Origin of the sequence: Streptomyces phaeochromogenes (genome assembly GCF_001418655.1) — a bacterium.
Lineage (GTDB): Bacteria > Actinomycetota > Actinomycetes > Streptomycetales > Streptomycetaceae > Streptomyces > Streptomyces phaeochromogenes.
This window is the reverse complement of sequence record NZ_LIQZ01000055.1, coordinates 24,554-36,551: the sequence shown is the minus strand read 5'-3', so window position 1 is coordinate 36,551 and position 11,998 is coordinate 24,554. Positions and strand designations below refer to the sequence as shown.

Here is an 11,998-nt window from a genome sequence, read left to right as displayed (position 1 = left end):
GCCGTCCCCGCCGACGAGCGCGTTTCGCCCCCGCGCGGGCCGCTTCTCACACGGAACTCCCATGGAAGGCACCCGAATCGTCGGGCACCCTTGATCCCGTACGGCACGCAGGGAAAGGGCCTCACCGATGAACGACCAGGAACCGCGGGTGCGGGGACACCTGCTGGTGGTCGACGACGAACCGGCGATCGTGGACACCGTCGCCCGGTTCCTGCGGTTCGTCGGCTACGAGGTGCGCACCGCCGCCACCGGCCGCGAAGCACTGGCCCTGGCACGGGAGTTCCTGCCCGACCTCGTCCTGCTCGACATCATGCTGCCGGACAGCGACGGCTTCGAGGTCCTGAGCCGCCTGCGCGCCGACGGTCTGCCGGTCGCCGTGGTCTTCCTCACCGCCCGCGACACCCGCAAGGACCTCGTACGGGGACTCACCGCGGGCGGTGACGACTACATCACCAAGCCCTTCGGCCTCGACGAGGTCGCCGCCCGCGTCGGCGCCGTCCTGCGCCGTACCCGGGCTCACCGTCCCGACGACCCCTCGGTCCAGGTCGCGGACCTGAGCCTCAACACCCTGACCCACGAGGTGCGCCGGGCCGGTGCCGTCATCGACCTCTCCCCCACGGAGTTCCGGCTCCTGCGGTATCTGATGCTGCACCAGGGCAAGGTGATCACCCGTGCCCGGCTCCTGGAGCACGTGTGGTCGTACGACTTCAACGGCGACGACACCGTGGTGGCCACCTACATCAGTTATCTGCGCCGCAAGGTCGACAGCCACGGGGAGCGGCTGATCCACACGCACCGCGGTGTCGGATACAGCCTCCGGGCCGCGGAGTGCTGAGGGCCCGCTGGTGGCGGAACCGGCCGCTGCGCACCCGGATCAGCATCCTGCTCATCGTCCTGTTCAACGGCGTGCTGACGGTCACGAGCATCGTGACGTTCTCCGCGCTGCGGTCCTCGCTGTACGAGGAACTCGACCACCGGCTGACCACGACGACCACCGGTATGGCCACCGCCGATTCCGCGGGTGTCGAGATCGCGGGCAAGGACTCCACCGAGTACGGGTGGCTCAGGTTCGGCGGTGATCTGTACATCGCCCTCCTCAGCGGCGATGAACGCCCCCGCGGCCCGGGCCCGCGCTTTCCGGACCCGGCGCCTCCCCCCGACACGCCCGTGACCGTACCGGCGGCCGGCTCGACGAGCTCCGCGAAGTACCGGCTCGCCACCACGCGGCTCGCCGACGGGCGGACTGCGGTGGCCGCCGTCGACACCGCCGCGACCGAGGCCGCGGTCCGCCGGGCCGTTCTGGTGGTCGTCGCCGTCCAGTTGCTCGCCGATGTCGTCCTGGCCGTGCTGGGTGTCCTGGTCGTCCGGCGCTCGCTGCGCCCGCTGGAGGATGCCGCACGCACCGCGGACCGTGTGGCCGCGGGCGACTTCGCCCCGCGTCTGGTCGACGCCCGCATCGGGCCGAAGACCGAGGTGGGCCGGCTCGCAGGCGCCCTCAACCGGATGCTGGACCAGATCCACACCGCCCTCGCCGCCCGGGACGCCTCGGAGGAGCGGCTGCGCCTGTTCGTCGCGGACGCCTCGCACGAACTGCGCACTCCCCTGCAGTCGATACGCGGCTACGGCGAGCTCTACCAGCAAGGTGCCCTGCCCGACACCCGGGCGGTCGACGAGGCGGTGGAACGCATGCTGGCCGAGGTGCACCGGATGACGCGCCTCGTCGAATCGCTGCTCATGCTGGCCCGCTTCGACGAGGACGACCCTGACGAGCTGGAACCCGTCGATCTCGGCCGGGTGGTCACCGAGTCCTGCCGCGACGCGGCGGCCGTCGAGCCGGCCCGCCCCTGGACGGTGACCGTGGCGTCCGAGGTGACGGTACGCGGAGACGAAGCCCAACTGCGCGGAGTCGTGGCCAACCTGCTGGCCAACGTACGGATGCACACGCCGGCCGACGCGACCTGCTCGGTGGAGCTGTCGGTGGCGGACGGCCGTGCCGTGCTGCGTGTGGCCGACAAGGGTCCCGGCATCCCGGCCGAGGCACTCCCCCACGTCTTCGACCGCTTCTACCGCGCCGACAGGAGCCGGAGCCGGGCCCGTGGCGGCAGCGGCCTCGGGCTGTCCATCGTCGCGGCCGTCGCCGACCTGCACGGCGGAACCGTCCGCGTCGACAGCCCGCCCGGCGGAGGAACCCTGGTCGAACTGACCCTTCCCGTCCTGTGACCGGCGCCCCGGCCGCGCGACGGACGACGAACAAGGGACTCCAACGGACGGCGACGGAAACCAGGAGGCGGCTCGCTCAGGCGCGCATCGTGGTGCCGCCGTCGACGGACAGGATCTGACCGGTGATCCACTCCGACAGGTCGGACAGCAGGAACGCCACGGTGGCACCGATGTCCTGAGGCCTGCCGTGCCGCGGTGCCGGTGTCGTCGTGAGGATCATGTCGCGGAATTCCTCGGGGAGGTTCAGCTTCGTCGCCTCCGTCATCACCAGGCCCGGCGCGACCCCGTTGGCGCGTATGCCGTCCTTGCCGTACTTGCGCGCGACATGCCGGGTCAGCGCGCCGATCCCGGCCTTCGTCACCGAGTACGCGACCTTGTCCGCCATGCCGGCGTAGGCGGCGCCGGACAGGGTGTTCACCACGGATCCGCCGCCGCCCTCGATCATGTGGGGCAGGGCGTGCTTGAGGGTCAGCAGATAGCCCGTCAGGTTGACGTCGATCGTGCGCTGCCAGGCCGCCAGGTCGATGTCGACGACGTTCGTGTCCTTGGCGACCTCCTCCGGGTGGATGTTGGCGGCCACGTTGAAGAGTCCGTCGATCCGCCCGTACTCCTTCATCGCCCGGTCGATCTGGCTCTTGACCTGCTCCTCGTCCGAGATGTCGACGACCATGGCGACGCCTTCTCCCCCGGCGTCCCGAACGGCCCGCAGCGTGGCCTCGGCCGAGGCCTCGACGACGTCACTCACCACGATCGTGGCGCCGCCGGCGCCCAGGAACCTCGCCGTCGCGGTGGCGAGCCCGCCCGCGCCGGCCAGGACGACGACCTTGTTCTTGAGGCCTTCCATCAGCGATCTCCCTCAGGTTGCGTGCCACGATCCAAGAAACGTACATGGGTGTACGGATAATGGTCAGTAGTCTGCGACACATGTCGGACAAGACTCAAGGCACGAAGCGGCGCGACGCCGCGCGCAACCGGGAGCGGCTGCTGGCAGCCGCTCGTCAGGCGTTCGCCGAGCAGGGGCCCGGCGTCGCATTCGAGGAGATCGCCCGGGCCGCGGAGGTCAGCCGGACCACGCTCTACCGCAACTTCGCCACCCGCGAGGAACTCGCGGCGACGGTCTTCGAGGACAACGTCACCCTCATCGAGCAACAGGCCGCCGCACTCGGCGAACGCCCGGACGGCATCGTGCGCCTCCTCGACTTCGTGTTCGACATGCAGCGCGACAACCGCAGCCTCGCGCACGTCCTGTCCGGCGCGGACCTCGCATGGCTGACGGGCCTGTCCGCCCGCACAGTGGCCGCGTTCCGGCCACACCTCGAACGTGGCCGCGAGGCCGGACTCGTCCATCCCGACGTCGACGTCGAGGACCTGATGCTGGCCTTCCCCATGGCGGCCGGAGCGATGGCGGACAACGACGTCGTCCACCGCGAGCAGTTGAACGGCCGCGTCCGCGCGATGCTTCACCGGGCGCTGTTCATCGACGGGGGCCCGGTCGCCTGACAGCTGCACGCCCGCACTTCAGGCCCGCGACCGCGACGGCCCGCCCGTCGAACGACGCGGAGTACCGCGCGACTACGCGCTACCCCGTTACGGCGTCACCAGCGGCAGCGCGGGGAAGGTGTGCCGCTCCCACAGTCGGCGGGAGGCCTCCTCGGGGTAGGTGGCCGTGGTCGGTTCGGTGTCGAGCAGGTGGACGAGGCGCCGCTCGGTGTCGTACGGGGACCAGCCCGGGTCGCCCGTCCTGGCGAACGCGGTCCAGGCGGCGCGGACATGGGCGGACAGCGCCTCGGTCTCGGGGGAGAGTTCGGGGCCGATCAGCAGGCCGCCGAGTCCGCCGGGGACGCCGAAGGCCAGGGGCACGTCCAAGCCGTGACAGGCGCCGAGAGCACCGCCGTCGGCCGGGGCGGGCCAGGTGAGTTCGTAAAGATGGGCCTGGCCTCCGCCGGCGGTCTGAGCCTCGGCCAGGTGCAGCGAGGGCATGCGGAACAGCCAGTCGGACTGGACGAGTTCGAAGAGGTACTCCGCGGAGGCGTCGGGGAACGCGGCGCGGTAGGACCGCTCGGCGTCCGGTGTCGGTCCGAAGAAACCGAGGGCCATCGACGCGAGGCCCTCGTCGACCCGGCCGAGCAGTCCGCCGAGCAGGAGGAAGAGCCGGTACTCGTCACGGTTGTGCCCGGCGATCAGTTCGACGTTCCGTGCGGTGCCGTTCGCAAGCGCCTCCCACGGCGTGGTGGGCAGGACGTCACCGTCGACGACGGGTGAGAACGGGGTCGGGGTGAGCGCGACGGGGCCCCAACGGTGTACGTACTCGCGCATCCTGGCGGTCAGCGCAGCGCCTGCCTCGGGCAGCTTGCGCGGGCCCACGGCGGACAGGTCGGCGACCGTCGGGCGCAGCCCCAGCTCACCCGCGACGACCTCGGCGATGTCGGCGGCCAGCTCGTTCGAGAAGAACGTGCCCGGCACGCTCTGTGCGATGGCCCGCCGGAACAGGCCCCGCGCCCGGGGCATGGACATCAGCGCGGCGATCGACCCGGCGCCCGCCGACTCACCGAAGACAGTGACCTGGTCGGGGTCGCCGCCGAAGGCGGTGATGTTGTCGCGCACCCATTCCAGGGCGGCGACCTGGTCGAGCAGACCTCGGTTGGCGGGCGCTCCCTCGATCTGGAGGAACCCCTCGATGCCGACGCGGTAGTTGAGGGTGACCACGACCAGTCCCCCGTCGCGGGCCAGACGGTTGCCGTCGTAGGCGGGATCGTCGGCGGAGCCGAACTTGTAGGCACCGCCGTAGATCCACACCATCACCGGGCGGCGGGCCACCGGATCGGCGTCCGGCGTCCAGACGTTGACGGTCAGCCAGTCGTCACCGGGCGGAGGGCCGTCGGCCGGAGCGGGCTCGGGGCCGAACGGCTCCTGCGGGGGCGGCGGGCCGAACGCGAACGCGTCCCGGACCCCGTCCCTGCGGTTCACCGGCCGCGGCGCCGCGAAGCGTGCCTCACCCACCGGGGGCTGGGCGTACGGGATGCCGCGGAAGACCGCCAAGCCGCCCTCGCGGCGGCCACGGACCGTACCGACCGCGGTCGTGGCTTGGGGAAACTCGTCATTGCTCATGATCACTCCTCAACCGGGCCACCGCTCGACGGCCGACCCGCACACGGGAACACCTCGCGCCGCACCATTGACACTCGCCCACCCCGACCCGAGACTCACAGCCAACATCAGTGAATCATATTTCACCTGACGAACACCCCGTTCGTGTTCCAAAGGTTCCATCACATCTCCAAGGACGAAGATGAACTCCTCCCACTCGTCTGCCGCATCCCGTTCCCCACACACGTTCCGCACGGTCTTCCCCGTCCTGGCCCTGTGCTGGCTGGCCGTGTTCTTCGACGGCATGGACGTCAACATCTACGGCGCCGTCATGCCCCACATGCTCGACGACAGCGGACTCGGGCTGACTCCGGCCACGGCCGGCACCATCGGCAGCTGGACCACGTTCGGCATGCTCATCGGCGCCCTCACCGCCGGGAACCTCACCGACTGGCTCGGCCGACGGCTCATGCTCGTCGCCAGTGTGACGCTGTTCTCCCTCGGCTCCGCGATCTGCGCCGTGGCTCCGGGCGTCGGCCTCTTCGGGGCCGGCCGTTTCGTCGCCGGCCTCGGCCTCGGCGGGCTCATGCCGCTGTGCCTGGCCATGGTCATGGAGTTCGCGCCGCCGCGCCGGGCCGCGCTGACCACCGGGCTGCTGATGACCTCGTACCACTTCGGGGGCATGGCGGCGACCGGGCTCGGGCTGGCTCTGGCCCCGGCCGCGGGCTGGCGCTGGGTGTTCTGGGCGGGCGTGCTCCCGGCCCTGGTCGCCGTACCGCTGCTGCTGAAGCTGCTGCCGGAGTCGCCGGGCGTGCTGCTGGCACACGGCGAGCGCGCCAAGGCCGACGCCGTCGCCGACCGGTACGGGCTCCCCCGGCCCACCGAGGTCGCCGCTCCGGCCGCCGGTGCGGCGGGTCGCCTCGCCGCCATCCGGGCGCTGTTCCGCCCGGAGTCCCGCTGGGCGACCCCGCTGCTGTGGCTGGCCTCCTTCAGCGGGCTGCTTCTCGTGTACGGCGTGAGCACCTGGCTGCCGCAGATGATGCGGGCCTCCGGCTACGGGCTGAACTCGTCCATCAGCTTCCTGATGGTGATCAACGCGGGCGGCATCGTCGGCCTGCTGATCGCCGGGCGTGCCGCCGACAGGTTCGGCGCGGTACGGGTGTCGGCGATCTGGTTCGTGCTGACGGCCGCCGGAGCCCTGCTGCTCAGGTCCCAACTGCCGCTCGGCGTCACGTACGCCGTGGTCGCCGTGACCGGTGTGTTCCTGTTCAGCGCACAGGTCATGGTCTACGCCGCCACCAACACCGTCTACCGCGACAGTGAACGCGCGGCAGGCCTCGGCTGGGTCACCGGAATCGGCCGCACCGGCGCCGTCGTCGGTCCCTGGCTGATCGGCGTACTCGCCACCAACGGCAACCAGAGCTGGGGCTTCACCACCTTCGCGCTTGCCGGACTGGTCGGCGCCGTCGCGATCGCCCTCGTGCCCCTTGCCCGGCGCATCGGCCGAAGCGACGCCCCGGCCGCCCCCGCGCCCGTCGCGGCCACGGTCGGCCTCAGCTGATCAACCGCCGCACACCCTTCGATACGACGCATCGGGTACGTACGTCTGCCACTGGGCCCTCGTCAGGTCGGCGTCGCCGGCGCGGGCGCAGATCCGGGTGACGGCCCGGGCGGGGTCGACGGTGCAGCTCTGGAGCGGGACCTGGGCACCGGCCGCGTGGAGGGTGGCGCTGTCGGTGCTGAAGGCGAGGGAGTCGATGGCGTCGCCCGGGGCGGTCAGGGGGCCGCCGAGGGGTTGCCGCGTGGCGGTGTCCCAGAGTTGGAGCGTGCCGGCGTCACCACCGACGGCGAGGGTGCGGCCGTCGGGGCTGACAAGGCTGGCCGTCGCCGCTCTGCGCTCCGACAGGGACCTCGCCCCGCTCGTGAAGAAGGGCGAGCTCGCCGTGGTCAGCGCCAATTACTCGCTCGACACCGGTCGGGCGGAAGTCCTGTCCGGCGCGCCTTCGGCCTGACGGCCCGACCGGCCTCCCTGGCCGTGCCGCCGCACGGCCAGGGAGTGTGGTCGGCCGTTCAGCACTAGCCGATGTTGAAATCGAGATTGGTCACGTACCAGGCGTCGTCGATCTTGGTGGACTCCATGTTGACGTCCAGCTGCCCTTCCTCCACCCCGGTGGAGTGGGACAGGATGATCTTGTCGAGGGTCTTTCCTTCGACCGTGACCTTCTCCGCGGGGACCACCGCCTTGTCACCGGCGGGCTGGACGGAGGCGACTTCCACCTTCGGGTTGTCCGTGGGCGGCTTGGGCATGAACGACGTACGCATCTCTCCGAGGTTGTCCTGCATCTGCCGGACCTCGGGATCGTCGCCGTTGCACCTCTCAGCGGTGCCGGCCCGGGCGGGCGACGAATCGGTGGCCGGCTCCCCCATCAGCAGGCACGCCTGCTTCGGCTCGCCCTTGATGACCGCGGTGACCCACGCGGCAACCGCCTCTTCGGCTGTGGACCGGCCGCCGGCCGAGGGCTGCGTCGACGAACCGTCCTTCTGCTTCCCCTTGTTCGCGTTCTCCGCGTCGGCCGCGGACGAGCTGCTCGCGGTCGGCTCCTTGTCCGCGGCGGGGTCCGAATCGCTGGAGCACCCCGTGACACCCGCGGCCATCACCGCAAACGTGCCTCCGGCGATCCAGCCGACGGTCCTTTTCCTGTGGCTCACTAACACCGTTCCGGCAGTCCTTTCACTGGACGCACATGCGCCTCGTCGGCACCTCGAGACATCTCACGTCTCGGTGCCTTATCGAACATGGAGACGAGTTGGGCAGCGGAACGGTTCGCCTTCGGGTCAGTCCTTGTAGTCGGGGGCGACGCGCTCGACCAGCCGGAGCAGTGCCGACCAGGCGAGTTCGTATCCCATGTCGTCCTGGAGGTCCGAACTGTCGTCCTCGCCCGTGAGTTGACGTGCCGTCAGTTCACAGATGTCGGAGCTGGGGATGACGAGCCCGGTGCCCGCGGCGGTGGCCGCGGTCTGGATCTCGCACGCCTTGTCCAGGTAGTACATGCGCAGGAACGCCTGGGCGGGGGTCTCACCGACGGTGAGCAGCCCGTGGTTGCGCAGGATCATCGCGGGGTGACCGCCGAGGTCGGCGACGAGGCGCCGCTGTTCGGCGAGGTTGAGGGCGACGCCCTCGTAGTCGTGATAGCCAAGCCTGTCGTAGAACTCCATGGAGATCTGGTTGAGCGGGAGCAGCCCGTGTTCCTGGGCCGCGACGGCACACCCGGCCTTGGTGTGGGTGTGCAGCACGCAGTGGGCGTCGGACCGGGCGGCGTGGATGGCGCTGTGGATGACGAAGCCGGCGGGGTTGACCGGGTGGGGTGATTCCTCGACGGGGCGGCCGGTCAGGTCGATCTTGACGAGGTTCGACGCGGTGATCTCCTCGAAGAGGAGCCCGTACGGGTTGATCAGGAAGTGCTGCTCCGGGCCGGGGAGCCGGACAGAGATGTGCGTGAAGATCAGGTCGGTCATCCTGAAGTGCGCCACGAGGCGGTAGACCGCGGCGAGTTCACGGCGCAGACGCGGTTCCTCGCCGGACGCGATCGGGCCGCTGGTGCGGTCGGCGGTGCCGTCCGGGCGCAGGGACAGCTCGGTCATGAGGTTCTCTCCTTCCGGCGGGGGCCGGTGACCTGGGAGTGGGGGTGCACTGGGAGTGGCACGACGCTATCGGCGTACGAGCCGGTGCCGAAGTGGCGGTTCTGTCCAATATGGAGTCACCCATTGGATGATTCCGGCACTCCGGCGGGAGGCCGTCGGACCGGCAGGATGTCTCCTCATGACCGAGTCCGAGCAGCCGTCCGTACCCCTGAGCACTTTGCTCGCCGACCCCGCCCTGGGGCTGCGCCAGATCGCGGGCCCCACCGGGGAGCACCGGGTCAGGGTCAGTACGGTCGGCACGACGGAGATCGAGGACCCGACGCCGTATCTGGTGGGCGGCGAGTTGCTCCTCACCGCGGGCGTGCGGCTTCCCCTCGACGCGGAGGGCATCGACGCGTACGTACGACAGGTCGTCGCCGCCGGAGTGAGCGCGCTCGGATTCGGTGTCGCCCCCGTGCACGAGGAGGTTCCGCCCGAGCTCATCGCCGCCTGCGACCGCCATGGGCTGCCGCTCCTGCGACTGCCGCCGGCCACCCCGTTCGTGGCCGTCGGGCAGGCCGCGTACGCGGCGATCGCCGAGGCCGCCGAAGTACCCTCCGTCGTCCACACCGAGGACCCGCTCGCCGTGCACGGGCTCGTCCCCGCCCCGACGCCCGGGATCTGGCCCGCACCCGCTTCGCCCCACTCAACCGGGCCGGCGCGCCGGGCACCTCGGTCCTCTTCGACACCCTGCGAACTTGGCTTACCCAGCAAGGCAGTTGGGACCGCACGGCCGCGGCCCTCCAGGTCCACCGCAACACCGTGCGCCACCGCCTGGCACGGGTCGGCGAACTCCTCGACGTCGACCTGAAGACGCACTTGCCGTACCTCGCCTAAGGTGCGGCCCATGCCTGATGACGCGCTCGGTGACGCAGCCCTGTGTCAGGTCACGGCCGACCTGCTTGCCACGCCGCGAGCACTCGGCGCCGCGACCACCGCGCTGCCCAGGACCGCGGGCCTGTACGCCTGGTGGGCGCCTCCGAGCGTCCTTGCCGCGTTCTCGGGACCGGCCAACTCGGGTGATTCCGAGCGGCGGTTGCTGTATCTCGGCAAAGCCACCCGGCTTCGTACCCGGATCACCGGGAACCATCTGAGGCACTCCGGCGGATCCACCCTGCGCCGCACCCTGGCCGGACTGCTCATGCCGACCGAGGGCTACCGGACGACCTGGACCAACCGTGTCATCCTGATCCCCGACGACGAGCGGCGCCTCACCGAGTGGATGTACCGCCACCTCACGCTCACCTGGGCCGAGCACCCCGATCCCGTCCCGTTGGAGACCGCGCTGATCTCCAGCCTGTGTCCGCCCCTGAATCTCGACGGCGCGGCGCACGGCCCCGCACGCGACCGAGTCCAGGAGGCACGGAACACGTACTACGCGAGCGCCGGCCGGCGCCCGGCCAAGGCGTAGGCCCCCGGGACACAGGCGCCTACGGCGAGCGGGTCAGGGCGACTCGGATCCTTCGCAGGGCCATGGTGACCGAGCGGCCTCGTGTCCCGTCGGAGGATGCGCGAAGGTGAGCCATGGCATCGGGACGCCGGGTGAGTTGTCGTAGCTTGGTGCGGCTGCTGTGCTCGACGAGGATCGGCACGTAGTTGGCGATACGAGCGTTGCTGAGCGGCTGGTAGCAGTCATGCACCACATCCCGCACGACTGCGGCCGTCAGCAGGTTGGCGTAAGCGGCCGTCAGTCGGTTTGTCAGCTCCTGAATGGTGTCAGGCAACGCGGACTCGACCGTGTTCGCGCCCATGGCGCGCTCCTCACTGTCACAGACAGCCGACCTCGGCATCCGATCAGTGTCCGGGTGCTCGGCGTCGACCTGTCCGTTTCCACCCTTGCACGGATCACGGCGGTGGAACGGCCGACCTTATCTGTTCACCAGCTCGACATCTCGGATTGGTCGACCTGCGGGGTGGACGGCGATGGATATCGCGGTACCAGCGGTCCGGGGTCGGTCCCGGTTGCCTCGCTCGCGGCACCAAGTGATCTCCCCAACGACACCGACCGAAGGAACTACGCTGGGAGACGGCGTCTACACGGCAGGAGACACGGTGGGAGATGTCGTGGATGTCGACCTGCGCAAGCTGCGCTACTTCGTGGTCGTGGCCGAGGAACTGCACTTCGGCCGGGCCGCCGAGCGGCTGCACATCACGCAGCCGGTGCTGTCCCGGCAGATCCGCGCGCTGGAGCAGGAGCTGCGTGCGCAGCTGTTCGCCAGGAACAAGCAGACCACCGAGTTGACAGCCGCAGGCCGTCAACTGCTGGAGGACGCGCGACCCCTGCTGGCCGCCGCGCAGGCTCTGCACCGCCGGGTCCAGCAGGCCGAGCACGGATCTTCGGCGTTCACGGTCGGCTTCATGCCCGGGATCACCGTGACCGGCGCGGTGCGCGCCTTCTCCGCCAGGCATCCCGAGCTGAGTGTGCAGGTGGTGCGCACTTCCTGGGTCGACCAGGTCCAAGGGGTGCACGAGGGCCTGCTCGACGTGAGCTTCGTACGGCTGCCCGTCGACCATCGCGGCCTGAAGCTGCGCCCGCTCTTCCGGGAGCCCCGCGTCGCCGTACTGCCGGCGGGCCACCGGCTCGCGGGCAAGGAGTCCGTCGTCATCGCGGATCTGGCGGCCGAACGGCTGCTGCAGGACCCCGACGCCGTCCCCGAGTGGCGTGACCTCCCCGAGCGGACGGGCGGCGAGGAGGCAGGGCCCCGGCCCTCGTTCGCCACCGTCGAGGAGAAGCTGGAACACGTCGCGACCTCCGGGGGCGTCCTCGTCCTTCCGCTGTCGACCGCGGTCTACTACACCCATACCGATGTCGCGCATGTGCCCATCGACGACATCGGGCCCAACGAGGTCTGCCTTGCCTGGAGCGCCGACCGCCGCTCCCCGCTGCTCCCGGAGTTCGCCGACATCGTCGCTACCCAGCAGTGATGTCCTGAGGACATCACTGCTGACAGAAGAGGTCTTGGACGCCGGCCGCGGCGCGCGGCGAGGGTGGAGGAGCGACGGATTTCCC

13 protein-coding genes and 1 pseudogene are annotated in these 11,998 nt (G+C 70.4%); 8 read left to right on the top strand and 6 right to left on the bottom strand.

What is annotated here, in order from left to right; all coding sequences use genetic code 11:
* Nucleotides 1–127 precede the first annotated feature (127 nt).
* Together AOK17_RS07900 and AOK17_RS07895 are read left to right on the top strand one after the other, a co-directional pair.
* Nucleotides 128–835, top strand: coding sequence for a response regulator transcription factor (locus AOK17_RS07900; RefSeq protein WP_055611605.1), 708 nt, complete (start codon nt 128–130; stop codon nt 833–835).
* Nucleotides 829–2,220 carry a sensor histidine kinase gene (locus tag AOK17_RS07895; RefSeq protein WP_245697049.1) on the top strand — a complete coding sequence of 464 codons (1,392 nt, stop codon included), beginning with the start codon at nt 829–831 and terminating at the stop codon, nt 2,218–2,220. Before AOK17_RS07900 ends, AOK17_RS07895 begins: the two co-directional genes overlap by 7 nt.
* 76 nt (nt 2,221–2,296) lie before the next feature.
* Here AOK17_RS07895 and AOK17_RS07890 read toward each other — a convergent pair whose 3' ends face one another.
* Nucleotides 2,297–3,064 carry an SDR family NAD(P)-dependent oxidoreductase gene (locus tag AOK17_RS07890; RefSeq protein ID WP_055611604.1) on the bottom strand — a complete coding sequence of 256 codons (768 nt, stop codon included), beginning with the start codon at nt 3,062–3,064 and terminating at the stop codon, nt 2,297–2,299.
* Nucleotides 3,065–3,144: 80 nt separating this feature from the next.
* Between AOK17_RS07890 and AOK17_RS07885 the strand changes: the two genes are divergently transcribed.
* Complete coding sequence (locus AOK17_RS07885) at nt 3,145–3,720, top strand: TetR/AcrR family transcriptional regulator (RefSeq protein ID WP_055611603.1); 576 nt, start codon at nt 3,145–3,147, stop codon at nt 3,718–3,720.
* An 87-nt stretch (nt 3,721–3,807) separates the two neighbouring features.
* Here AOK17_RS07885 and AOK17_RS07880 read toward each other — a convergent pair whose 3' ends face one another.
* Entirely contained in the window at nt 3,808–5,328 is a 1,521-nt protein-coding gene (locus tag AOK17_RS07880; RefSeq protein ID WP_055611602.1) for a carboxylesterase/lipase family protein, read from the bottom strand.
* Between the two features lie 181 nt (nt 5,329–5,509).
* Here AOK17_RS07880 and AOK17_RS07875 point away from each other — a divergent pair, with 181 nt between their 5' ends.
* Complete coding sequence (locus tag AOK17_RS07875; protein ID WP_055611601.1) at nt 5,510–6,868, top strand: MFS transporter; 1,359 nt, start codon at nt 5,510–5,512, stop codon at nt 6,866–6,868.
* Here the strand turns inward: AOK17_RS07875 and AOK17_RS53905 are convergent, their stop codons facing one another.
* The 3 genes from AOK17_RS53905 to AOK17_RS07860 all read right to left on the bottom strand — a co-directional run bounded on the left by AOK17_RS53905 (nt 6,869) and on the right by AOK17_RS07860 (nt 8,949).
* Complete coding sequence (locus AOK17_RS53905; RefSeq protein ID WP_055611600.1) at nt 6,869–7,264, bottom strand: hypothetical protein; 396 nt, start codon at nt 7,262–7,264, stop codon at nt 6,869–6,871.
* A gap of 119 nt (nt 7,265–7,383) precedes the next feature.
* Nucleotides 7,384–7,962 carry a hypothetical protein gene (locus tag AOK17_RS07865; RefSeq protein ID WP_055611599.1) on the bottom strand — a complete coding sequence of 193 codons (579 nt, stop codon included), beginning with the start codon at nt 7,960–7,962 and terminating at the stop codon, nt 7,384–7,386.
* Nucleotides 7,963–8,142: 180 nt separating this feature from the next.
* Entirely contained in the window at nt 8,143–8,949 is an 807-nt protein-coding gene (locus AOK17_RS07860) for a class II aldolase/adducin family protein (protein WP_245697048.1), read from the bottom strand.
* A gap of 127 nt (nt 8,950–9,076) precedes the next feature.
* Here AOK17_RS07860 and AOK17_RS52045 point away from each other — a divergent pair.
* From AOK17_RS52045 to AOK17_RS07850, 3 genes and pseudogenes are all read left to right on the top strand, one after another.
* Nucleotides 9,077–9,463 (top strand): annotated as a pseudogene (locus AOK17_RS52045) (PucR family transcriptional regulator ligand-binding domain-containing protein); the annotation flags it as partial.
* Nucleotides 9,388–9,825, top strand: coding sequence for a helix-turn-helix domain-containing protein (locus tag AOK17_RS52040; RefSeq protein ID WP_245697050.1), 438 nt, complete (start codon nt 9,388–9,390; stop codon nt 9,823–9,825). The pseudogene AOK17_RS52045 and the gene AOK17_RS52040, both read left to right, overlap by 76 nt.
* A 10-nt stretch (nt 9,826–9,835) precedes the next feature.
* A complete protein-coding gene (locus AOK17_RS07850) occupies nt 9,836–10,399 on the top strand; it encodes a GIY-YIG nuclease family protein (RefSeq protein ID WP_107102326.1) in 564 nt (187 codons plus the stop codon).
* A 19-nt stretch (nt 10,400–10,418) separates the two neighbouring features.
* Here the strand turns inward: AOK17_RS07850 and AOK17_RS07845 are convergent, their stop codons facing one another.
* The gene (locus tag AOK17_RS07845) at nt 10,419–10,739 is read right to left on the bottom strand and encodes a three-helix bundle dimerization domain-containing protein (protein ID WP_055611597.1); all 321 of its coding nucleotides are present in this window, start codon (nt 10,737–10,739) and stop codon (nt 10,419–10,421) included.
* 301 nt (nt 10,740–11,040) lie between these two features.
* On the opposite strand from AOK17_RS07845, the gene AOK17_RS07840 reads away from it, so the two are divergent.
* Nucleotides 11,041–11,913: a LysR family transcriptional regulator gene (locus AOK17_RS07840; protein WP_245697047.1), complete on the top strand. Its 873-nt coding sequence runs from the start codon at nt 11,041–11,043 to the stop codon at nt 11,911–11,913.
* The last annotated feature ends 85 nt before the right edge of the window (nt 11,914–11,998 follow it).